At 68.1% G+C, this 22577-nt stretch carries 22 protein-coding genes; 11 read left to right on the forward strand and 11 right to left on the reverse strand.

Annotated features, from left to right (window positions below; all coding sequences use genetic code 11):
- Positions 1-12 precede the first annotated feature (12 nt).
- Together minC and J7I44_RS00100 are read right to left on the reverse strand one after the other, a co-directional pair.
- A complete protein-coding gene (minC, locus tag J7I44_RS00095; protein WP_245187812.1) occupies positions 13-798 on the reverse strand; it encodes a septum site-determining protein MinC in 786 nt (261 codons plus the stop codon).
- 256 nt (positions 799-1054) lie between these two features.
- A complete protein-coding gene (locus J7I44_RS00100; RefSeq protein WP_209614424.1) occupies positions 1055-1687 on the reverse strand; it encodes a GNAT family N-acetyltransferase in 633 nt (210 codons plus the stop codon).
- Between the two features lie 195 nt (positions 1688-1882).
- Here J7I44_RS00100 and J7I44_RS00105 point away from each other — a divergent pair, with 195 nt between their 5' ends.
- The 7 genes from J7I44_RS00105 to J7I44_RS00135 all read left to right on the forward strand — a co-directional run bounded on the left by J7I44_RS00105 (position 1883) and on the right by J7I44_RS00135 (position 11338).
- Positions 1883-3112, forward strand: coding sequence for a sensor histidine kinase (locus J7I44_RS00105; RefSeq protein ID WP_209614425.1), 1230 nt, complete (start codon positions 1883-1885; stop codon positions 3110-3112).
- A gap of 88 nt (positions 3113-3200) precedes the next feature.
- On the forward strand, positions 3201-3842 hold the full coding sequence (locus tag J7I44_RS00110; protein ID WP_091333901.1) for a response regulator: 642 nt from the start codon (positions 3201-3203) through the stop codon (positions 3840-3842).
- A gap of 375 nt (positions 3843-4217) precedes the next feature.
- Positions 4218-5603, forward strand: coding sequence for an SRPBCC family protein (locus J7I44_RS00115; RefSeq protein ID WP_209614426.1), 1386 nt, complete (start codon positions 4218-4220; stop codon positions 5601-5603).
- A gap of 676 nt (positions 5604-6279) precedes the next feature.
- The gene (locus tag J7I44_RS00120; protein ID WP_209614427.1) at positions 6280-7206 is read left to right on the forward strand and encodes an ABC transporter ATP-binding protein; all 927 of its coding nucleotides are present in this window, start codon (positions 6280-6282) and stop codon (positions 7204-7206) included.
- A 151-nt stretch (positions 7207-7357) separates the two neighbouring features.
- The gene (locus tag J7I44_RS00125; protein WP_209614428.1) at positions 7358-8092 is read left to right on the forward strand and encodes an ABC transporter permease subunit; all 735 of its coding nucleotides are present in this window, start codon (positions 7358-7360) and stop codon (positions 8090-8092) included.
- A 1-nt stretch (position 8093) separates the two neighbouring features.
- The gene (locus J7I44_RS00130; protein WP_209614429.1) at positions 8094-9959 is read left to right on the forward strand and encodes a Gldg family protein; all 1866 of its coding nucleotides are present in this window, start codon (positions 8094-8096) and stop codon (positions 9957-9959) included.
- Positions 9960-10483: 524 nt separating this feature from the next.
- Positions 10484-11338: a cytochrome c oxidase assembly protein gene (locus tag J7I44_RS00135; protein ID WP_342451856.1), complete on the forward strand. Its 855-nt coding sequence runs from the start codon at positions 10484-10486 to the stop codon at positions 11336-11338.
- A gap of 73 nt (positions 11339-11411) precedes the next feature.
- Here J7I44_RS00135 and J7I44_RS00140 read toward each other — a convergent pair whose 3' ends face one another.
- Together J7I44_RS00140 and J7I44_RS00145 are read right to left on the reverse strand one after the other, a co-directional pair.
- Positions 11412-11852, reverse strand: coding sequence for a copper chaperone PCu(A)C (locus tag J7I44_RS00140; RefSeq protein ID WP_209614431.1), 441 nt, complete (start codon positions 11850-11852; stop codon positions 11412-11414).
- Complete coding sequence (locus J7I44_RS00145; protein WP_209614432.1) at positions 11849-12451, reverse strand: SCO family protein; 603 nt, start codon at positions 12449-12451, stop codon at positions 11849-11851. The genes J7I44_RS00140 and J7I44_RS00145 overlap by 4 nt, the downstream gene beginning before the upstream one ends.
- 71 nt (positions 12452-12522) lie before the next feature.
- On the opposite strand from J7I44_RS00145, the gene J7I44_RS00150 reads away from it, so the two are divergent.
- Together J7I44_RS00150 and J7I44_RS00155 are read left to right on the forward strand one after the other, a co-directional pair.
- Positions 12523-12918, forward strand: coding sequence for a DUF423 domain-containing protein (locus tag J7I44_RS00150; protein WP_245187814.1), 396 nt, complete (start codon positions 12523-12525; stop codon positions 12916-12918).
- Positions 12919-13051: 133 nt separating this feature from the next.
- The gene (locus tag J7I44_RS00155; RefSeq protein WP_209614433.1) at positions 13052-13330 is read left to right on the forward strand and encodes a hypothetical protein; all 279 of its coding nucleotides are present in this window, start codon (positions 13052-13054) and stop codon (positions 13328-13330) included.
- 83 nt (positions 13331-13413) lie between these two features.
- Here the strand turns inward: J7I44_RS00155 and J7I44_RS00160 are convergent, their stop codons facing one another.
- The 3 genes from J7I44_RS00160 to J7I44_RS00170 all read right to left on the reverse strand — a co-directional run bounded on the left by J7I44_RS00160 (position 13414) and on the right by J7I44_RS00170 (position 16181).
- The gene (locus J7I44_RS00160; protein WP_209614434.1) at positions 13414-13617 is read right to left on the reverse strand and encodes a type II toxin-antitoxin system antitoxin; all 204 of its coding nucleotides are present in this window, start codon (positions 13615-13617) and stop codon (positions 13414-13416) included.
- A gap of 94 nt (positions 13618-13711) precedes the next feature.
- Complete coding sequence (locus J7I44_RS00165) at positions 13712-14578, reverse strand: SPFH domain-containing protein (protein ID WP_209614435.1); 867 nt, start codon at positions 14576-14578, stop codon at positions 13712-13714.
- A gap of 61 nt (positions 14579-14639) precedes the next feature.
- Positions 14640-16181 carry a transglutaminase-like domain-containing protein gene (locus J7I44_RS00170; protein WP_209614436.1) on the reverse strand — a complete coding sequence of 514 codons (1542 nt, stop codon included), beginning with the start codon at positions 16179-16181 and terminating at the stop codon, positions 14640-14642.
- 111 nt (positions 16182-16292) lie between these two features.
- Here J7I44_RS00170 and purT point away from each other — a divergent pair, with 111 nt between their 5' ends.
- Together purT and J7I44_RS00180 are read left to right on the forward strand one after the other, a co-directional pair.
- Positions 16293-17474 (forward strand): formate-dependent phosphoribosylglycinamide formyltransferase, encoded by a 1182-nt coding sequence (gene purT, locus J7I44_RS00175; protein WP_209614437.1) that lies wholly within the window; start codon positions 16293-16295, stop codon positions 17472-17474.
- Positions 17475-17814: 340 nt separating this feature from the next.
- A complete protein-coding gene (locus tag J7I44_RS00180) occupies positions 17815-19353 on the forward strand; it encodes an FMN-binding glutamate synthase family protein (protein WP_209614438.1) in 1539 nt (512 codons plus the stop codon).
- Between the two features lie 70 nt (positions 19354-19423).
- Here the strand turns inward: J7I44_RS00180 and J7I44_RS00185 are convergent, their stop codons facing one another.
- From J7I44_RS00185 to J7I44_RS00200, 4 genes are all read right to left on the reverse strand, one after another.
- Entirely contained in the window at positions 19424-20131 is a 708-nt protein-coding gene (locus J7I44_RS00185; protein WP_209614439.1) for an arginyltransferase, read from the reverse strand.
- 69 nt (positions 20132-20200) lie between these two features.
- The gene (locus tag J7I44_RS00190) at positions 20201-20593 is read right to left on the reverse strand and encodes a putative signal transducing protein (protein ID WP_209614440.1); all 393 of its coding nucleotides are present in this window, start codon (positions 20591-20593) and stop codon (positions 20201-20203) included.
- Between the two features lie 10 nt (positions 20594-20603).
- Positions 20604-21470 (reverse strand): acyl-CoA thioesterase II, encoded by an 867-nt coding sequence (gene tesB, locus J7I44_RS00195; RefSeq protein WP_209614441.1) that lies wholly within the window; start codon positions 21468-21470, stop codon positions 20604-20606.
- A gap of 488 nt (positions 21471-21958) precedes the next feature.
- Positions 21959-22513 carry an N-acetylmuramoyl-L-alanine amidase gene (locus J7I44_RS00200; protein WP_209614442.1) on the reverse strand — a complete coding sequence of 185 codons (555 nt, stop codon included), beginning with the start codon at positions 22511-22513 and terminating at the stop codon, positions 21959-21961.
- Positions 22514-22577 lie beyond the last annotated feature (64 nt).

Genomic DNA, 22577 nt, shown 5'->3' on the forward strand with positions numbered 1-22577 from the left:
TGGGATCGCCGGTCACAGCCGGGCGATCATCAATTTTTCACCATCGAGCCAGCATTGCACAGCCTGGCCTTCGAGGTCCTTGGGGATCTGTTCAAACACGCGGTAGTGGCCGGCGATGGCCACCAGTTCGGCGCGGAAGTCGGACACGAAGATGCGCGCCTTCTCGTCGCCCTGCGCACCGGCCATGGCACGGCCGCGCAGGCTGCCGTAGACGTGGATGGAGCCATCGGCGATCACCTCGGCGCCGTTGGCGATGGCGCCGGTGAGCACCAGGTCGCGCTCGCGCGCGTAGACCTGCTGGCCGGAGCGCACCGTGCCGTCGTGATGCTGCGCGCCCAGCGAGGGCCCGGCCGGCGGCGCCGCGTGGATCGGTTCGCGCACCGGCTCGGCGCGCGGCGCGGGCGTGGCGGCCGGAGCCGGAGCGGGCGGCGCGATGCTGCCGCCATCGGCCGGCTCGTAGGCGGCGCGGAACTTGGCGATCAGCGGCAGGCCCATGCGCTGGGCCAGCGCCTCGGTGGCGCTGGTGCCGTAGGCCAGGCCGACCGGCAGCATGCCGGCGCTGCGCACGGCTTCGAGCAGGGCGTCGACGGTGCCGTCGTCGGGCAGGTCCATCAGGTGCGACAGATCCAGCACCACCGCGGCGCGGGAGAACAATTGCGGTGCCGAACGCACGCGGCGCTCGAGCTCGTCGCAGAGCGCGGCGGCGTCCACGCGGCGCACGCGCACGCAGGCGATGCCGACCTGGCCGAAACGCAGGTCGCAAGCTTCAGTGGTATCCATCTTGGAGCTTGCATTCATATGCCAAGTACCTCGCGCCGGCGACTGTTTGCCCGCAGGGCAAGGAAGAACGAAGGAATGTATGTCGATACATGACTGAGTGATGACGCGGCCCTGCGGGCAAACAGCCCCGGCCCTCCGGGTTGCGCCTGGGTGGCCGCCAGGCGGCAGCGCGCGGCTTGACCTGACGGGCAGTCAGGCGCTGCGCCACGCACTACCACCTGACGGCCACCCAAGCGCAACGCGAGGCACTTGGCATACGGATGCAAGCTCCGGGTCATGGACGCCGCTCTCCGGCGAGGCGGCGCGGCTGGGACGTGGGGAGTGAGGTAGCCGGCACCGGCAGCTCGCGCTCGGCAAGCCAGGGCTCGTCCGGCAGGCCACCGTTTTCGAGCCAGGTCTCGCGCACGTACGCGTAGCTGGGAAGGTCCTTGGCCAGCAGGCTCACCTGCGGGCCGGAATCGCCCATGCGCTGCTGGCCGACTTCCTGGAAGCCGTAAGTGCCGTGGAACAGCACGACCACGTCGTCGCGCGGCTCCAGGAACACCTCGCAGGTGAGCAGCGGCACGCGCACCTCGGCATAGCTGGTGACGTCGCAATACAGGATGCGGCCCAGGCCGTGGCGGCGGAACGCGTTGCCGATCACGATGCGGTCGATGTAGACGAACGACTCGTAATGGTCGGAAAACCAGCGGTAGTTCGGGCTGTCGTAGTTGCCGCCGTCGCGCAGAGCCATCAGGAAGCCGGCCAGCTGGCCGTCGATCTCGGCAACCCGGAAGTATTCGGCGCGCTCGTAGAAGTAGCGCAGCTGCGCGGCGTCCAGGGCGAGGATGGAGCGGCCGGCGGCGTTGTTGAGCGCCAACACGGCATCCAGGTCGTGCTCGCGCACGTCGCGGATGGCTAAGGCCATTCGTTGCTCCGCAGATAAGCAGTCAATCGGTGGGTCGCCGCAGGCGTCCCGCAAGTGCGCATTATGGCATGCGGGGGCGGCACGCACACCCTGCGTCGAGCTGTAAAACCTTTGTAAAACGCGAGCCTGCGTGACCGATGGCGGGGTGACTTTCCGCGCATTGCGCGGGGCCGGCGTGGGCCTATGATGCCGGGTATGTCCTGGACCAACTTCAACCATATCCGGCTGCTGCGCCTGACCGGACTGTTCACCTACCTCTGCGTGGCGCTGCCGCTGCTGCCGGGCAGCTGGAGCCTGGCGCAGGTGAATGCGTGGTGGAGCAATCCGAACATCTCCGGCTGGATTCTTTCCTATCTGGTGTTCGGGCTGACGTATCTGTTGCTGACCGGTCGCTCGGGCATGAGTCGCCAGAGCGGCCGCGCGCAGGTGCTCAAGCTGCTGGGGCTGGTCGTGCTGACCGGCTCGGCGGTGGCGATGGGCTGGTTCAGCCAGAGCGGCCTGTCGGCGATGCTGATGCTGGTGATCGCCGTCGTCCTGCCCTGGCAGTTGCCGGTGGTCGCGGGGCTGGTATGGATGCTGGCGCAGAACCTGATGCTGATTCCGATCATCGCCAGCTACATGGGCTGGACCATCGTCACCGCGTTCCTGCAGGTGTGCATGTATCTGGGCATCTCGGCGCTGGCGTTCTTCACCTCGATGGTCGCCAGTCAGCAGACCGAGGCGCGCGAGGCCCAGCGCCGGCTCAATTCCGAACTGCGCGCAACCCGCGCGCTGCTGGCCGAATCGACCCGCATCGCCGAGCGCATGCGCATCGCACGCGAGCTGCACGACCTGATCGGCCATCATCTGACCGCGCTCAGCCTGAATCTCGAAGTGGCCAGCCACCTGGCCAACGACAGCGCAGGCGAGCACGTGCGCAAGGCGCAGGCCACCGCGCGGCACCTGCTTTCGGATGTGCGCGAGGCGGTCAGCGAACTGCGCCAGGACGACGCCATCGACCTGACCCAGGCGCTGCGCAGCCTGACCGAGGGCGTGCCGGGCCTGACCGTGCGCGTGGACATGCCGCCGCGCTTCGCCGTCGAAGATCCGCGCCGCGCGCAGGTGCTGCTGCGTTGCGCGCAGGAGATCATCACCAACTGCGCCAAGCATGCCGGTGCACGCCAGCTTTGGCTGACCTTCGCCTACGCCGACGCCAACCAGATCGGCCTGCACGCGCGCGACGATGGCCGCGGCGCAGCACACTTCAAACCCGGCAACGGCCTGTCCGGCATGCGTGAGCGGCTGGCCGAATTCGGCGGCAGCGTGGCGGTCGATACCGCCGTTAGCGAGGGATTTGCGCTGACGGTGCGCCTGCCGCTGGGCGAGGCGCTGGAGCTGGCCCATTCGCCTTCCCGGCTGGAACCGCCGGCGCTGAGCATGTCGTGACGCCAGCTCGCTGCGTCCCATGCCAGAATGGTGGGCAGCGCCCGGTGCCGCGTACTTGCAGCCATCACCGCCATCTTGAGGAACCGCGATGATTTCCGTCTGTCTCGTCGATGACCAGAACCTGGTGCGCCAGGGTGTCCGCTCGCTGCTGGATCTGGCCGAAGACATCCGCGTGGTCGCCGAATGCGCCGATGGCGCGCAGGCCGTGGCCGACATTCCGCGCATCAAGCCCGACGTGGTGCTGCTGGACCTGCGCATGCCCAACATGAGTGGGCTGGAGGTGCTGCAGGCGCTGTCGGCGCGCGGCGAACTGCCGCCGACCATCATCCTCACCACGTTCGATGACGATCAGCTGGTGCTGCAGGGCCTCAAGGCCGGCGCGCGCGGTTACCTGCTCAAGGACGTCTCGCTGGAGCAACTGGTCGAAGCCGTACGCACGGTCGCGGCCGGCGGCTCGCTGGTGGCGCCGATGGTCACCCAGCGCCTGCTGGCCGGCGTGGGGCGCATGCAGAACCAGTTCACCAGCCTGGAACAGCCCGATCCGCTCACCGAGCGTGAGACGGAGATCCTGCGGCTGCTTTCGGGCGGCTACTCCAACAAGGAGATCGCCAACTCGCTGAAGGTGGCCGAGGGCACGGTGAAGAACCACGTGTCCAACATCCTTTCCAAGCTCGGCGTGCGCGACCGGACCCGGGCGGTGCTCAAGGCGCTGGAGCTGGGGATCGTCTGATCCCGCCACCGGCGCAGATGCCTGCCGGCTTGCGTAGGACCACGCGTAGGCGATGCTTTTCGCCACAGCGTTTCTAGCTTGAAGCATCACCCGGAAGTGGGCTCCTGCAACGGCTGGGGAGGCCGGGCAAAAGGCTGAGCCGAGCCGCCGGCAGCCGCTTTCAAAGCCTTTTTCACGGCACCCAGACAGGCCCTGGTCCGCCTGATGGCGTTCCAGCCCGCGAGCAAGTACCATCCCAAGCTTCGGTATTTCGCCGACCCTCGCCGTGCCTTCCTCCGGGGTCCCCCCTGTGGTGCGGAATCCGACGGGAACCTTTAGTGCTGCGCGGAAAACGCTCGGAGAACCCAGGTAATGATGCGTGTTCTTGAATTCATTGTGGCCCTGATCATCGTCGCGGTGGTCGGTGTCGTGGTAGGCGTGATCATGCCCGGCAGCGGTCATGTGGAGCGGTCGCTGGTCTTCGGCAAGGACATGCGGCAGGTCTACGACGTCCTCAACAACTTCCGTCGCTTCGAGGACTACGCCTCGCTGCGCCAGGAGGACCCGAAGATCCAGTTCAAGCTTTCCGGCAAGGCCTACGGCCCGGGCGCGGAAATCAGCTGGACCAGCGAGCAAAGCGGCATCGGCGACGGCAAGCTGACCATCGCCAGTGCCGAGCCGGAGTTCTACAAGGTCGACAACACCGTCAACAGCGCCAAGATCATCTGGAACCTGGACAACGACTGGCGCGGCCAGGACAAGCACTTCACGCTGGACCTGGAGCGCCAGGGCAGCCGTCACCAGCTGACCAACGTGACCTGGTCCTATGACGTGGCCTATGGTTTCAACCTGGTCAACCGCTACTCCAACCTCTACATCCACGGCGATCCGGATTCGCTGATCCAGACGAGCCTGGGCAACCTGCAGAACGTGTTGGCTGCGGTGCCGAACATCGACTACGGCCCGCTGGTTCCGTACATCCGTCCGACCCAGCCCACCCCGATGCTGCTGGTGTCCAGCTCGATCCCGCGCAGCGGCGGTCTGGCCGCGCTGGACGATGCCACCGCCACTGCCGTCAAGCAGATCCAGGACGCCGCCAAGAAGCTGGGCGTGAACGTGGTCGGCCCGCGCGTCATCTTCACCACCAACTTCGGTGACCAGAACTACACGTTCGACGTCGGCATGCCGATCGACGCGACCAGCCTGACCGTCGCCGGCCAGAGCCAGGAACTGACCCCGCCGCAGCCGCCGAAGCTGGGCGAGGAAGAGGCGCCGGCCGAGGCGGCTTCCAGCGCACCGGCCAGCGCCGGCAGCACCGCGGCCGCCAAGCCGGCCGGCCCGCAGCCGGGCGACCATGATCGCTTCGGCCGCCTGATCGTCGACAACAACGTGCGCGCCACCCTGGCCTATGGCAATCCCACCCTGATGGGCGTGTGGAACGGCACCGCTGCCGGCGTGCCGCAGACCCGCGAAATGCTCAAGGCCTACGCGCAGACCCACGGTTACAAGTTCGACGAAGTGACCAACCGCCTGTACGACATCGAGGTGCAGCCGGAGGCCAAGGACAAGGACGGCAACATCACGACGTACGCCAAGTACGAGGTCTACCTGCCGCTGCTGGGCGACAACGTGCCCGAGCAGACCCCGGAGCAGGCCGCCGGCATCCCGCAGCCGACCTTGGAGCCGGCGCCGGCCGCCAGCTCTTCGGCGCCTGCCGCCGCCAGCTCGGCCGCCGGCGCGAGCTCCACCGCTGCGCCGGCCGAGGCCGCCAGCGCCGAGTAAGCACCGGCACTCTGCTTCATCGAAAATCCTGCCCGCCTCGCGCGGGCAGGATTTTTTTTGGCGCTCGGAACTACCCCGCACCCCTGCGACGGCATCGCGGACCTCGGTCGGCGAGCGGGTATCGGACGATGGTCGCGTCAACTTTCCGAACCGCGGTGAGGGACACAACGCTCCCACATCGCGCATGGCAGCCTGCGCAGCGCCGGGCAACTGCACAATGCCGGTGTGGTCGAGGTGGGGTAGGCCTTGCAAGATGCTCGAGCCGAGCTTCACTTTCTCGCGCACCCCCGGGGCTGGATTGCGGGTTCTAGGCGAAAAGCGCCCCCTTCCGCCCCTCGGGCACCTTCTCCCCGCGTTCGCGGAGGAAGGTTCGGACGCCTGTCAGCGAGCCCTTGCCGGGTCAGGACCGGATGCGAATCAATGAGTGCGTCCCTGCGCTCGCAAGGAACGGGCGGAGTGAGCTTTCCCCCGCTGGCGGGGAAAGGTGCCGAAGGCGGACGGGGGAGACCGGCCGCAGCGCCGCCGGTCTTCCGCCCTTTGGCACGTTCCCCGCGGGAGAAGGATCGCGTGCCGACTATCCAGCCTCCCCCATACGCATGGTGGGAGGTGATGCCGATCTGCCGCAGCCTTCGCGCCGGTGCGATAGAGTGACGGGCCAGTCCCAGCCCCGCATCGCATGATCGAAGCCGACCGACTCACCCGCTGCTATGGCCGCCTGATCGCGGTGGACGCGCTGTCCATCCGCGCGGAGCCCGGCCAGGTGCTGGGCCTGCTCGGCCCCAACGGCGCCGGCAAGTCCACCGCGATGCGCATGATCGCCGGCTTTCTGGCACCGACTTCCGGCACGGCGCGGGTCTGCGGACACGACGTGCAGCGCGAGCCGTTGAAGGCCAAGCGCGCGCTCGGCTACCTGCCCGAAGGCGCGCCCAGCTACGGCGAGATGACCGTGCGCGAGTTCCTCACTTTCATCCTGCGCGTGCGAGCAATGCCGGCCGAGACCGGCTTCCGCCGCTTCGACGAGGTGGTCACGCACCTGCAGTTGGAAGACGTGCTGGAGCAGTGCATCGACACGCTGTCCAAGGGGCTGCGCCGGCGCGTGGGCCTTGCGCAGGCGATCCTGCACGACCCGCCGGTGCTGATGCTGGACGAACCCACCGACGGCCTGGACCCGAACCAGAAGCATGCGGTGCGCCGGCTGATCGACTCGATGGCGCGCGAGCGCACGATCCTGATCTCCACACATCTCCTGGAGGAGGTCCATGCGCTGTGCAACCGCGTGGTGATCATCGCGCGCGGCAAGCTGTTGGCCGACGCCACGCCTGCCGAACTGGAGGCGCGCTCGCGCTACCACGGCGCGGTGTCCTTCAGCGCGCCCGGCAGCGGTGTCTCCCAGGAGATGCTCGGTCGACTGCCGCAGGTGGCGGCGATCGAGGTCGACCCGCTCGACGGGCGTATCACCGTGTTTCCCAAAGCCGGCGCGCGCATCCTGGAACCGGTCGAGGATCTGTTGCGCCAGCAGGGCCTGGAAGTGTCGGAAATCCAGCTCGAGCGCGGTCGGCTGGACGAGGTGTTTCGCCAGATCACGACGGGGGAAGGGGCGTGAGGGATGGGATGCGGGAGTGGGGATTCGGGATTCGGCAGGATGCGCCGAAGCCCACCATAGGCCGAGTCCGGACGTTCTCATACGCGATGCTTTCCCCGAGCGCGACCTGCTGTTGCCGATCCCGAATCCCGACTCCCGAATGCCCGCTCCCATGACGCCTGTCGCCGCCATCATGCGCCGCGAGCTGCGCAGCTACTTCGTCACCCCGGTGGCGTACGTGTTCCTGGTCATCTTCCTGGTGCTGGCCGGGCTGCTCACCTTTTACGCGGGTGACTTCTACGAGCGCGGGCTGGCCGACCTGCAGCCGTTCTTCGTGATGCACCCGTGGCTGTACCTGATCCTGGCGCCGGCGCTGTCGATGCGCATGTGGGCGGAGGAATCGAAGTCCGGCACGCTGGAGCTGCTGCTGACGCTGCCGGTGACGCTGGTGCAGGCGATGCTGGGCAAGTTCCTCGCCGCCTGGCTGTTCCTCGGGCTCGCGCTGGCGCTGACGTTCCCGATCTGGATCACCGTCAACTACCTGGGCGACCCGGACAACGGCGTGATCTTCGCCGGCTATCTGGGCAGCTGGCTGATGGCCGGTGCATTCCTGGCGATCGGCGCGTGCCTGTCGACGTTGACCCGCAGCCAGGTGGTGGCTTTCATCCTCACCTCGCTGGTGTGCGTGCTGCTGATCCTGGTCGGTCAGCCGCAAGTGCTGGACTTCTTCCAGGGCACGCTGCCGCGCAAGCTGGTCAACGGCGTGGCGCACTTGTCGATCCTGCGTCACTTCGAGGCCATCGCGCGCGGTGTGCTCGACCTGCGCGACCTGATGTATTTCCTGCTCACCATTCTCGCCTGGCTCACCGCCGGCGTGCTGGTGCTCGACCTGAAACGGAACCGCTGACATGCGCCGCCTGCACATCGGTCGCCGCACCTGGCTGGTCACCGCGCTGGTTGCGCTGACGCTCGCCTTCGTCGCCATCACCCTGGCCAGCAGCCGTGGTCTGCAGACCGCACGCGTCGACCTGACTGCCGACCACCTGTACACGCTCACGCCAGGGACCCAGCACATCATCGACGGCCTGCACCGGCCCTTGAAGCTCACGCTGTATTTCTCGGAGCACGCCACCCGCGATCTGCCGCAGCTGCGCAGCTACGAGCAGCGCGTGCGCGAGATGCTGCAGGAGATGGTGGCCCGCTCGCGCGGCCGCATCCGCCTCGTGGTGATCGACCCGGTGCCGTATTCGGATGACGAGGCCAGCGCCGAAGGTGGCGGGTTGACGCCGATCAACGGCGGCAGCAACGGCGAGCGGGTGTTCTTCGGCCTGGTCGGCGCCACGGTGCCGGGCGGCGAAGGGGGAGGCGAGGAGCGCAGCCTGTCGATCCCGTTCTTCGATCCGGCGCGCGAGACCTTCCTCGAATACGACATCGCCAAGCTTCTGTATGAGCTGGACCAGTCGAGCAAGCCGCACATCGGTCTGATCAGCTCGCTGCCGCTGGACGGCAACCCGGCGATCGGCGAGCCGCCGTGGGCGGTCGTGCAGCAACTGGAGCAACTGTTCGAGGTGCGCACGCTGGACGCCGACACGCTCACCCGCGTGGGCGACGACATCCAGGTGCTGCTGCTGGTGCATCCTAAGCGGTTGCCGGACGCCGCGGTCTATGCGCTGGACCAGTACGTGCTGCGCGGCGGGCACCTGGTGGTGTTCGTCGATCCGGACGCCGAGCTGGACACCACGCCCTACGTCGACAGTAACGGCCTCACCGACGATCACAACTCCGACCTGCCACGGCTGTTCGCCGCCTGGGGCGTGACCTTCGACGCGCACTCGGTGGTGCTCGACCGCTCGCGCGCGCTGCAGATTGAGCTTGCCGGCACCAACCTCAACCACCCCGCGATGCTCGGACTGGGGCCGCAGGAACTCAACCACAACGACGTGGTGACTGCCAGCTTGCAGCGCATCAACGTGTCCACCGCCGGCAGCTTCGACCTCGCGCCGAACGCGCAGACGCGCCTGCTGCCCTTGATCCAGAGCAGCGCCGAGGCGGAGAAGGTGCCCGCGCAGCGCGTGCTGGAGGCGGCCAGCGACCCGACCGCGCTGCTGCAGGGCTACCAGCCGGACAACCAGCACTACGTGATTGCCGCGCGTCTGCGCGGGACCTTCCACAGCGCTTTCCCGCAGCGTGCCGCAACGCCGGGGCACCTGGCTGAATCCAGGCCTGATTCCGAGGTCGTGCTGGTGGCCGATACCGACATCCTCAGCGACCGGCTGTGGGTGGAGATGCAGAGCTTCCTGGGCCAGCCGATGCTCTCGGCCTTTGCCAACAACGGCGACTTCGTCACCAACCTGGCCGACAACCTGAGCGGCTCTTCGGCACTGCTGTCCATCCGCGGACGCTCGGCGTCGCAGCGTCCGTTCACCCGCGTGCGGGCGTTGCAGGCGGCGGCCGACCAGAAGTTCCTGGTGAAAAAGCAGGAGCTGGAGCGGGAACTGGCCGAGACGCGGCAGCGGTTGGACGAGCTGCAGAAGAACGGGCGCTCCAGCGCGGCCAGTGCGCAGCAGAAGAGCGAGATCGAGCAGTTCCAGCAGCGGCGGCTGGCGATCAACAAGGAGCTGCGCGATGTGCAGCACCAGCTCAATGCGGAGATCGATGCGCTGGGGCTGCGGCTTAAGGTGATCAACATCGTGCTGGTGCCGGCGCTGGTGACGTTGATCGGGCTCTTGTACGGCTGGCGGCGTGTCCGGCAGAGTCGCTCGCGGCCGGGTTAGGGCGCGGTCGCGCTCGATCTAGAGCAAGAGCTTTCGGACGCCTTTGGCGCCCGAGTCACTTTCTCTTGCTTGCCCAAGAGAAAGTAACCAAAGAGAAGGGCACCCCGATGGCGCGCCCTTCGGGTCCGCGTGCGGGCGGCGGGGTTTTTCGACGGGGCTTCCTGCCCCGACGAAAAACTGGCCGGCGTCCTGCCGGCCACCCTACGGGCTGATCCGCCACCCGCCCGCCGCGCCATAGGGGACCCGGGAAGAGCAGCGCGCTTCCTGCGCGCACTTTTCAGAAGAGCCAGGGCCAGAGCGAAAGGCCGGAGCGAAAGGCCAGAGCGAAAGGCCAGAGCGAAAGCACGGACCTTGCGGTGAACCAGCTCCCTCTCCCCTCCGGGGAGAGGGTTGGGGTGAGGGGCGGGGCTCGCCTCGAGTGTCCCGCCGGGGGCTCCGGTGGCCGCCAGAGCGGCAATCTGCCGCAAGCGCCCCGGCGCCTTGCCGTGGGGTCTATCCTTGCAGGCTGGTGGTTGCGCGGGCCGGTGATGGCGCTGTTGCTCAAATGGATCGTGCCGTGGGAGTTCTCGTGGGTGTTCCTCGCGAGCTTCCTCGTGGCCGCGGTGCTGTACTGGCGTGGCTCGCGCGCGCTCGGCGTGAGCCTGGGTCGGCGCCTGTCGTTCTGGACGGGCATGGCGATCATCTACCTGTCGCTGCACACCTACCTCGATTACTACGCGGAGCACGAGTTCTTCATGCACCGCATCCAGCAGGTGCTGCTGCACCATCTCGCCCCCTTGCTGGTGGTCGCCTCCTATCCGGGGTCGGTGCTGCGCGCTGGCCTGCCGTTGAAGTGGCGTGCGCGGGTCCTGCGGCCGGCGCAGCAGTCGGCACCCTGGCGCGCTCTAAGCGCGGTGCTGTTCAACCCGGCGCTGGCGACGTTCCTGTTCATCGCCTTCATCCTGGTCTGGCTGATCCCGTCGATGCAGACGCTGGCGATGCTCGACTGGCGCATCTACCGCTTCATGAACTGGACGATGCTTGGCAGCGGTTTCATCTACTGGGCGCTGGTGCTGGATCACCGGCCGCGCCCCCCGGGGCGGATGATCCCGGGACTGCGCGTGTTGTCGCCGGCGATCACGATGTCGCCACAGATCCTGGCGGGCGCGATCATCACCTTCTCCAAGTCCGATCTGTACCCGATTTTCGAAATCTGCGGGCGCGCGTTCACTTTCAACGTGCTGACCGGCCAGATGGTCGGCGGCGTGATCACCTGGGTGCCGGCGGCGATGATCGAATCGGTCGGCGCCTTGCTGGCCCTGCGCCAGTGGCTGGCGCTGTCGCGGCGTGGGCGCATCCGGCGCGAGCACCGCGCGCCGCCGCGTCCGGCACGCACGTAGGCTGGGCTCCAGCCCACCGCCTCCTGCCGCAAACCCGAGGGGGGGCCAAACCCACCTACACCCGCGTTACGGACTACAGCGCGTTGGCCGGCTTGGCGAGGAAGTCCGTGGCCAGCGTGCTGCCGTCGGCGAAATGCAGCGTCACCTGCACGGTCTGGCCTGGCTGCACCGGCGTGGCGGCGCTCATCAGCATGAAGTGATAGCCGCCCGGCGCGAGCGCCACCTGGCCGTGCGCGGGCACGGTGAGGCGATCGACCATGCGCATCCGGCCCATGCCTGTATCGGTGGAGCTCTCGTGCAACATCACGCTGGCGTAGGCCGCGCTGCTGGCGCCATCGAGCACGGCCGGCTGATCACCCTCGTTGCGCAGGGTCACGTAGCCGCCGGCCGGCAGGCTGGCGGGCATCACGCGGATCCATGCGTTGGCGGCACGCACGTGGTCGGCCTGGCCCGCATGGGCGGCGCCGGCAGCGAGCAGTCCGGCGAGCAGCAGGGGCAGGGAGCGCAGGGTCATGTTCCGGTTTCCAGCAGCAGGTAGAGGTCGTGGACGAGATCGTCCTGCGAAGCGGCCGGCGTGGCGAGCAGACGCGCCCGGCCCTGGCGGTCGAACAGGTAGATCGCCGAACTGTGGCTGACCTCGTACTGGCCGTTCGCCTGGGACGGCTCGCGGGTAAACGCGGAGCGATAGCGCTTGCTCAGCGCTTCCAGTGCCCGTGGTGTGCCGGTCAGGCCGACCGCGCGCTTGTCGAAGGCATTGACGTAGGCGTGCATGATCGCCGGCGTGTCGCGCGCCGGGTCGACGCTGACGAACAGGATGCGCGCGCCGTCCGCCTTGGGGCCGACCCGCTGCAGCACCGCATGCAGGTGCGCCAGCGTGAGCGGGCAGACGTCCGGGCAATGGGTGTAGCCGAAGTACAGCAGCACGACCTTGCCACGGTAGTCCTCACCCGTGACCGGCTTGCCGTTGTCGTCGGTAAGCTGGAAGTCGAGGTCGGGCATGTGCCCGCTGATGTTGGTCAGCCGCCAGGGCAGGGCCTCCTCGCGGTGGCAGGCGGCCAGCAACAGGGCAACGCCCAGCAGCAGGACGAGGCGGACCAGGCGCAAGGGCTTCATGCAAGAATCCGGGCGATGCATCCTTCCAGCATACGCCACGCGGCCTTGCCGGCGCCGCCGACGAGGAACCCATGCGACAACCTGTCCGCACGATGACGCGCGCGATGCCCTGGCTGGTCGGCGTGGCCGGCGCCAGTGCGGTGCTGCTGGGCGCGTTCGGCGCGCACGCGCTGCGCGGCGTGCTCGATGCGGGTGGACGCGAGCTATGGCATACCGCCTCGCAGTACCACTTCTGGCACGCGCTGGCGCTGGCGATCGCCTGCCTGGCGCCGCCGGGGAGAGCGCGACGCTGTGCGCTGGTGGCTTTGCCCTTGGGCATCGTGTTGTTCTGCGGCAGCCTTTACGCGCTGGCGCTGGGGGCGCCACGCTGGTGCGGCGCCATCACGCCGCTGGGCGGAGTCGCCTTCATCGTCGGGTGGATCGCGCTGGGCCTGGCCTTTCATCGCACGGACAAGGCCGCGTCATAGCCGCGTCATGCCCCGGCGCGAAGCTGCGGGCATGCGCGGATATCCCTCCCTCAGGCAAACGTTGCGCCGGCTCGACGGTCGCGCAGGGTTCGCTGCCACCTTTCTGGCAGCGGCGACGCTCACCGGTGCAGTCATGCCGCCCTCGAGCGGGGCGCCCCCCAGGCAGCTGGTGCGCTGGACGGACGACAGCCACGACTGGCTGCTGGTGGCGGACCGCCAGCACGATCGCATCCAGGCCTACGACGCGCGCGACGGACGTCCGCTGACGGTGCTGGACCGGCGTTCCGGTCTTGCCGATGTCGACCGGCTGGTGCTCGAAGGGCATTGGCTGGTGGTGCTTGGCAGCGACGGAGCGAGGCGGGTGCGGCTGCCGGAACTGCGACCGCAGCCGTTGGTGCAGGCATCACGGTGAGGATTTCTCGTTCGTAGGAGCGCCCTTGGGTGCGACCGTGACATTCGCGGTCGCGCCCGAGGGCGCTCCTACGGGGTGCGCGTTCAACGGGTATCGGTGTCCGGCTCGTCGTCGGTCACCGGCCGGGTCGCGCCGGCCTTCAATCGACCCGACTTGCGCAGTGCCTCGCGCAGCACGTACTCGATCTGCGCGTTGACGCTGCGCAGCTCGTCGTCCGACCAGCGCTGCATGGCCTCGAGCACGCTCGCGCTGATCCGCAGCGGATAGGCTTTCTTTTCCGCCGGCATCGACTCAGTCGCGGTTGCGCCGCGCGGCGACGGCCACGGCGATGATCAGGATCACGACGATCACGGGAATGGCGTAGCTCATCGCTTTCCTCCCTCAGCCGTACAGCGTGCCGGTGTTGACCACCGCCTGGGTACCGCGCTCGCCGCAGAGCACCACCAGCAGGTTGCTGACCATCGCTGCCTTGCGCTCTTCGTCCAGCTCGACCACGCCGCGACGGCTCAACTGGTCCAGCGCCATCTCGACCATGCTCACCGCGCCCTCGACGATACGGGTGCGGGCGGCGATGATCGCGCCCGCCTGCTGGCGCTGCAGCATCGCCTGGGCGATTTCCTGCGCGTAGGCCAGGTGGCTGATGCGCGCCTCGATCACCTGCACGCCGGCCTGTTCCAGCCGCGCCTGGATCTCGTCGCGCAGGTGGTTGTTGATCACCTCGCCGTGGCTGCGCAGCGAGGGCTGGCCGTCGTCATGCGCATCGTAGGGATAGCTCTGCGCCATCTGGCGCAGCGCGGACTCGCTCTGGATGTGCACGAAGTTCTCGTAGTCCTCGACGCGGAACACCGCTTCGGCGGTATCGATCACCTGCCACACCACCACCGCGGCGATCTCGATCGGGTTGCCGTCGTTGTCGTTGACCTTGAGCTTGCCGCTTTCGAAATTGCGCACGCGCAGCGAGAGCCGGTGCTTGGCATAGAACGGGTTGGTCCAGCGCAGGCCCTCCTCGCGCACGCTGCCGGCGTAACGGCCGAACAGCTGCATGACCTGCGCCTCGTTGGGCGCCACCTGAAAAAATCCTTTCAGCAGGAACCCGGTAAAGGCCAGCAGCAACATGCCCGGGACCACGTGCGGCGCCGGCTGCGCCCCATCGGCGCTCACCAGCAGCAGGACGCCGATGGCCGCCAGCACCAGACAGACCCCGATGAAAGGAATGCCGGCGATCGAAAAACCCTTGCGTTCGTTCATGACGCTACCTCCCTAAGGTGCGGGAAGTAGATATCAAAAACATATCATTCTGCAAGTGCTGTCAGTGGCCGGGCCCCGCGCCGCTGCCCCCTGAGTTGCCGCCGGCACCGCCGCCCGGGCCTCCGGCCGGCCCCGACGAACCACCGCCGCCGGGCAGGCTGAGGTCGGCCCCGGGCACGGCCTGGCGGATGTGCAGATTGCCGAACAGCTGCGTGGTGGCGGCGAAATGCCAGGGGTCGCCATCGCCGCTGGCCAGCGCCAGGTGCGTGCTGTCGAAATGCTGGAGCGCCGCGTCGAAGCTCTGCCAGCGGCCCTGCACCCATGCCTGCACCCATTCGTGCGGGATGAACACCCGCGCGCCGCCGGCAAATCGATCGGCGTACACCATGCCGGTGACCACCCGCGCCGGAATGCCCTGCGCCCGCGCCATGGCCGCCAGCAGCACCGCGTATTCGGTGCAATCGCCCTCGCGGCTGTTCACCACCTCGAGCGCCGAGGCGTAGCCCACGTCCAGGCCGTGGCCGGTGATGTAGCGGCTGACGAACTGCCGCAGCCGGCGCATGCGCTGCAGGTCGTCGCGCGCACCGCCCACCGCCTGCGCGGCCAGGCGGCGGATGGCCGGTGCATCGGACTGCAGCCAGGCGTTGGGTTGCGTGTCGGTCGGCCGGGGCGGCGCCTGCCGGCCGGGGTGGGAGGTGCCCACGTCCAGCATCCAGTCGGTGCCGCCCAGCGGGGTGACCTGTTGCTCGTCGGTGGTGATGAAGGGCTGGCCGATGTTGCCGCTGATGCGGATGCGGTAGCGCATCGGCACGGCGCGGACGTAAGCGGGAAGCCAGCGCGGCGAATCGACCGTGGCCGCCCGCAGCATGTCCACCGGCTGGTTGGGAGCCAGCGCACAGGCGCGGTCGCAGGCGAGCATTTCCAGCGGCTGGCCGAGCAGACTCATCAGGCCCTTGCGTGCGACGCCCCGCTCGTCGACCCAAAGGTCCAGCGTCTGGTGCCCGCGCGCCAGCGACAGGGTCTGGCGCTGGTGGCTCAGGCGCACCGCGCCACCGGGCAGGGCCACGCTCTCCTCGCCCAGGACGTCCACCCGCACGTGCACGACCTGCTGGCTGGAGGGGTCGAACTCGTGCAGCTGGTAGTGGGTGCCTGGCGTGCGCCCGGCGGCCACGGTGGCCAGGCGCTGGCCTTCGGCAAGCAGGGCATCGCCCGGCCAGGCCATCGAGGTGATGGTGGTCTGGCCGCCCACCGTGGTGGTGACGCGGTAGCGTCCGGTGTCTTCGGGAAAGGCTTCGACCGTGCTGTCCATCGACGACATCCGTGTGCGCGAGGCGAACCCCAGGGGCTCGCCCTCCGGGCCTTCGACGCTCTGGCTCATGTTGCCCAGATGGATGGGCTTGCCGGAGCGACTGAGGTCCAGCGACAACGTCTGCGTGGTGGTGAGGATATCGCCGTCGCGCACGCGGTCGATCTGGACGTGGCCGACCTTGCGGCCCCCGAGCAGCACGACCATCCATTCGGTTTGCACCGGTACGGCCGCTTGCGCGGCACTACAGATGCCCAGCCAGATCGCAGGCACCAAGCTGAGCAGGACGCGTCGCATGGTCATTCCCGGGGATGGATGACACACCCAGTGGAACCGTTGGAGGCGCTGGCGTCAATGCGCAGTGCAGCGTAGCCCTACAATGCGCCCCAATCTTCCAGGGAGCTTTCCATGAAGCCTTTCGGCACGCCGCTTTCCGATGCCGCCGTGCGCGTCCTGCTGCTCGGTTCGGGGGAGCTGGGCAAGGAGGTCGCGATCGAACTTCAGCGCTTTGGCGTCGAAGTGATCGCGGTCGACCGATATTCCGATGCACCGGCGATGCAGGTGGCACACCGCAGCCACGTGATCGACATGCTCGATGGGGCCGCGTTGCGTGCGCTGATCGCACGCGAGAAGCCCGACCTGGTGGTGCCCGAGATCGAGGCGATCCACACGCCGACGCTGGTCGAGCTGGAAAAGGAAGGCGTGCGCGTGATCCCCACCGCGCGTGCCGCATGGCTGACGATGGACCGTGAGGGCATCCGCCGCCTCGCTGCCGAGGAGCTGGGGGTGCCGACCTCGCCCTACCGCTTCTGTGACACGCAGGCGCAGTACCGCGCGGCGGTCGAGTCGATCGGCTATCCGTTCGTGATCAAGCCGGTGATGAGTTCCTCCGGCAAGGGGCAGAGCACGGTGCGCGATGCGTCCGGACTGGACGCGGCCTGGGATTACGCGCAGTCGGGCGGGCGTGCCGGGCAGGGGCGGGTGATCGTCGAGGGCTTCGTCGACTTCGACTACGAGATCACCCTGCTTACGGTGCGCCACGTCCACGGTACCCGCTTCTGCCAGCCGATCGGCCATCGACAGGAACATGGCGACTACCGCGAGTCCTGGCAGCCGCAACCGATGAGCGAGGCGGCGCTGGCCGAGGCGCAGCGCCAGGCCGCGGCGATCACCGAAGCGCTCGGTGGCTGGGGTGTGTTCGGCATGGAATTCTTCGTCAAGGGCGACAGCGTGATCTTTTCCGAGGTCAGTCCCCGCCCGCACGACACCGGACTGGTAACACTGGTGTCGCAGGAGCTTTCGGAATTCGCGCTGCATGCGCGGGCCATTCTCGGCCTGCCGATTCCCGTCATTCGCCAATGGGGCCCATCGGCCTCGTGCGCGGTGCTGGTCGAAGGCGACGGTCGACATCCGCGATACCACGGCGTGGCCGATGCACTGTCCGAGCCGGATACCCAGTTGCGCATCTTCGGCAAGCCGGAGGTGAAAGGGCGCCGCCGCATGGCGGTGACGCTGGCGCGGGACGTCGATGTGGAGGCGGCGCGTGCCAAGGCGGTGCGGGCGGCGGGGTGCCTGCGGGTCGAATGGTGAGGGGGTGAGGCAAGGCTTCCCCCATCCGCCCTTCGGGCACCTTCCCGCGCGCGCGGGGGAAGGACCACGCTCGCGACCCCGCAGATGGAAGGAAGCCAGCTCCCGATCCTTTCTACGGTGAGGGCCACGCTCGCGATCCCATACATGAAAGGAAGCCAGCTCCGGATCCTTTCTACGGTGGAGGACCACGCTCGCGGTCCCGTAGACGGAATGGCGCCAGGTCCCGATCCTTCCCCCGTTGACGGGGGAAGGTGCCCGAAGGGCGAATGGGGGAGACCTCGCGGGGAACCACCCGCGCGAATAGGCTAGGCTCTTCGTTTCACCGAAAGAGGATCACTCGATGGCATCGGACGGCTTCGCGCACTGGCTGATCGTGCTGGTCGAGACACTGGCGGCCTTCTTCGTGCTGATGCTGGCGCTGGCCGTGGTGGTCGTGCTGGCGGTATGGATCGCCGACCGCTACCAGACCACCAACGCGGTGCTGCGCAACTTCCCGGTCATCGGCCATTTCCGCTACGGCTTCCTGCGTCTGGGCGAATTCTTCCGCCAGTACCTGTTCGCCAGCGATCGGGAGGAGTTGCCGTTCAATCGCGCCCAGCGCGTGTGGGTCTACCGCGCGGCCAAGAACGCCGACACCACGATCGGCTTCGGCACCACGCGCGATCTTTCGGCCGAAGGCATCCCGTTTTTCGTCAACGCGCCGTTCCCGCGGCTGGAAGGCCATCACGTCGAGCCCAGGCCCGTGCGGATCGGACCGTACGCACGCGAGCCCTACGACCACGCCGCCTTCTTCAACATCTCGGCGATGAGCTACGGCGCGCTGTCGGCGCCGGCGGTGCGTGCGCTCTCGCACGGCGCGGCCAAGGCCGGCATCTGGCTCGATACCGGCGAAGGCGGGCTGGCGCCTTACCACCTGGAAGGCGGCTGCGACCTGGTGTTCGAGATCGGCACGGCCAAATACGGCGTGCGCACGGCCGATGGCCAGCTCGACGACGAGCGCCTGCGCGCGATCTGCGCGCACAAGCAGGTGAAGATGGTCAGCATCAAGCTCGGCCAGGGCGCCAAGCCCGGCATGGGCGGCCTGCTGCCGGGCGTGAAGGTAACGCCGGAGATCGCCGCCATCCGCGGCATCCCGGTGGGCCAGGATTCGCAGAGTCCCAACCGCCATCTGGACATTGCCAACGTGCCGCAGCTGCTGGACGCCATCGCGCACGTGCGCGAGGTCAGTGGCAAACCGACCGGTTTCAAGGCGGTGCTGGGTGGCCCGGGCCTGATTGAGGAGCTCTGTGACGAGGTATGGAAGCGCGGCATCGAAAGCGCGCCCGACTTCATCATCGTCGACGGTTCCGAAGGTGGTACCGGCGCCGCGCCGCAGACCTTGATGGAAGGCATGGGCCTGCCGCTGCACGAGGCCTTGCCGACACTCGTCGACACCCTGATCGCCAAGGGGCTGCGCGAGCGCATCAAGGTGGTCTGCTCGGGCAAGCGCATCACGGCCTATGACGTGGCGTGGGCGCTGTCGGTGGGCGCGGATTTCGTCAACTCCGCACGCGGCTTCATGCTCGCGCTCGGCTGCATCCAGTCGCTGCAGTGCAACCGAAACACCTGCCCGACCGGCATCACCACGCAGAACCCGAAGCTGCAACGCGGCCTGGTGGTGACGGACAAGACCGAGAAAGTGGCGCACTACGCGCGCAACCTGATGTACGAAGTGGGCATCATCGCGCACAGCTGCGGCGTGGACGATCCGCGCCAGCTCGATCGCACGCACTGCCGCATCGTCGGCGACGACGGCCTGTCGATACCGTTGATCAAGCTGTTTCCGTATCCGGAAGTGGGCGCCACGCGCAACGCCGTGCCGCGGCCTTCGACTTCGTAGCTCGAGCCCTGCGCTTCACCACGCGTGAAAGAGCGGTGGGCCGAAGCCCACCCTGCATACCTGACCACGCTTACGGCGTCAGCGGCACCCAGCCCTCGCGCGTGCGCACCTGCAACGGATGGAAGCGCCGCTTGTAGTCCATCTTCTCGTGGCCTTCGATCCAGAAGCCCAGGTACACCCAGGGCAGCCCGCGGCGGCGGGCCAGCTGCACCTGCTGGAGGATGGCGTAGGTGCCCAGGCTGCGCGCGCTCTGGTCCGGATCGAAGAACGTGTAGACCGCCGACAGCCCGTTGATGCACACGTCGGTGACCGCTACCGCCAGCAGCCGTTCGCCCAGGCGGAACTCCAGGAACAGCGTGGGGCTCCACGGCGCGGTGAGAAAGCGGCGGAAGTCGCTGGCGTCGGCCTCGTCCATGCCCCCGCCGGCGTGGCGGGTACGCAGGTAGCGCTCGTACAGCGCGTGGCGCTCGGCGTTGTAGCCGGCCATGCACTCGACCACGGTCAGATCCGCGTTGCGCTTGAGGCAGCGCCGCTGTCCGCGATCGGGCACGAAATGCTCTACGTCGATGCGGCAGGGCGTGCAGGCGCGGCACTGCGGGCAGTTGGGGTAGTACAGGTGACCGCCCGCACGGCGGAAGCCGCGCTCCAGCGCGGGGCCGTAGAGCTGGTCCAGCCGCGGCGCAGCCGGATCGATCACCAGGTTCTGCGCCGTGCGTTCGGCGTAGTAGCCACAGGCGTGCGGCAGGGTCTGGAACAGGCGGACGCGTTCGGAGCGCATGAGCCTGATTCTATGACCGCGCGCGCGAACGGTTGCAAATTTTCCGAGAAGGCCGCCTTGATCGAGGCGTCAGATCTTGCCCATGTAGCGCAGCATCAGGACGATGAAGGCCGCGGCCAGCGCCAGCAGGACGATGCGGCGCACACGCGTGGCGACGCTGGCGCGACGCATCTCCGGCGTCGGATTGCGCGCCGCCGCCAGTTCCTCGCCGTGGCGAACCATCGGCTCGATGCCCAGCTCGCGCATCAGTGTGCGCGCCTGGGTGTAGTCGTCGGCGCGGTTGACCCAGACCTGCGGCCAGCTTTCGCGGCTCTCGTTGCGCTGGGAATAGCTGAAGCGCTGGTAGCTCGGCCGGTTCCAGTTCGAGCGTCCGGTAATGGTCGTCTCGATGCCGTGCTCGGCGAGCAGTGCGACCACGCGGTCGATGTTTTCCTGGCGCGGGGAGGTGTAGAGGGGACGCATGGCCGAGAGTCTAGCCCTTGCGCAGGCGGATCAGGCCTTCCTGCGCGGTGGAGGCGACCAGCCGCCCGTCGCGGCTGTAGATCTGCCCGCGCGCCAGGCCGCGGCCGCCCTGGGCGGTCGGGCTGTCGAACGAATACAGCAGCCACTCGTCCACGCGGAACGGGCGATGGAACCACATCGCGTGGTCGAGGCTGGCCATCTGCACGTTGTGGGTCAGGTAGGAGATGCCGTGCGGCAGCGTGGCGGTGCCGATCAGGTGGAAGTCCGAGGCGTAGGCGAGCAGGGCGCGGTGCAGCACCGGCGAGTCGCCGATCGGTGCGGTCAGGCGGAACCAGATGTGCTGGATCGGCGGGCGCTTGGCCGGGTGCAGCTCGTCGCGCGGCCACACCTGGCGGAACTCGAACGGCCCGTCGATGCCAAGCCAGCGCTGCAGTTTCACCGGCAGTTTGGCCAGTTCGTCCGGCGGCAGGTGGCGCATGGGTTCGAGGTCTTCGGGCGCCGGCACTTCGGGCATGGCGCTCTGGTGCTCGAAGCCTTTTTCCGGCTGCTGGAAGGAGATCGCGCCGTTGAGGATCGGCTGGCCGTGCTGGATCGCGACGACCCGTCGCACCGAGAAACTGCCGCCGTCGCGCGCGCGCTCGACCGAGTAGACGATCGGCGCCTCGATGTCGCCGGCGCGCAGGAAGTAGGCGTGCAGCGAGTGGGCCTCGCGCTGCGGATCGACGGTTTCCTGCGCCGCGGACAGCGCCTGGCCCAGGACCTGGCCGCCGAATACGAAGCGGGTGCCGATGTCGCGGCTCTGGCCGCGGAACAGGTTGTCTTCCAGTCGCTCGAGCTGGAGCAGGTCGACCAGTTCCTTGACGTGTTCTTCCCGCATGGGGTGTCCGTGGTGCGTGGGGGGACGGGGATTATAGCTGTGCTCCCTCCCGCCTCCAGGGCGAGGGCTCGCCTCGGCGGTAGAGCGCGAGCAGGAGCAGGAGCAGGAGCAGGAGCAGGAGCTTTCGGACGCCTTTGGCGCCCGAGTCACTTTCTCTTGCTTGCCCAAGAGAAAGTAACCAAAGAGAAGGGCACCCCGATGGCGCGCCCTTCGGGTGCGCGTGCGGGCGGCGGGGTTTTTCGACGGGGCTCCTGCCCCGACGAAAAACTGGCCGGCGTCCTGCCGGCCACCCTTCGGGCTGATCCGCCACCCGCCCGCCGCGCCATAGGGGACTTGGAAGAGCAGCGCGCTTGCTGCGCGCACTTTTCAGCGGAGCCAAGGCAGAGCGAAAGGCCGGAGCGAAAAGGCGTGGATGTGCGGCGAACCGGCTCCCTCTCCCCTCCGGGGAGAGGGTTGGGGTGAGGGGCCGGGGCTCGCGGGAAACCCGGTCAGGCCCGAACCCGCTCCAGCCCACAGGCGGGAACAATGGCATCCCACGGGAACAACGGGCCGGGATCGAGCTTGCGCGGCACCATCACCGCCGGATCGTCGCTGGCCGGCACGCGCGCGGTATCGAGATCCTCATGCCCGGCGACAGACCGCAGGTTGGGATATTCCCGCCGCAGCTGCGCGAGCAGGACCCGCAGCGCCTCCACCTGCACCTGCGGATAAAGCTCGCTCATCGTCTGATTGCCCGACACGAACCAGTCCGGATAGCGCCCGCGGTTGACCAGCTCGATGCCGATCGAATCGGCGTTTCGCCCACGCACGTGGTGCGCGATGCGCGTGCCTGGCACGTAACGCAGGATCGTCCCATCGCGGTCGATGTAGTAATGCCCGCTGTTGCCGGCCCCGCTCTCGTACAACACCTTCTCGCCGTATTCCCGCGCCGTCGCCAGGTCCGGCAGCTCGGTGCAGTGGATCACCACCAGCGTCACCGCCTCGACGGCGCGCTCGGGCAGGCGGTCGACGTAGGGCAGCGGCTGGTCGGTGATCGCGGGCATGAAGGGAAGTCTCGCACGGCACCGGCTATCATGCGCGGTCCCTACGGCGGTCCGGAGTTCCGAG

The sequence above is a fragment of the Frateuria flava genome, from assembly GCF_017837635.1.
GTDB lineage: Bacteria > Pseudomonadota > Gammaproteobacteria > Xanthomonadales > Rhodanobacteraceae > Frateuria_A > Frateuria_A flava.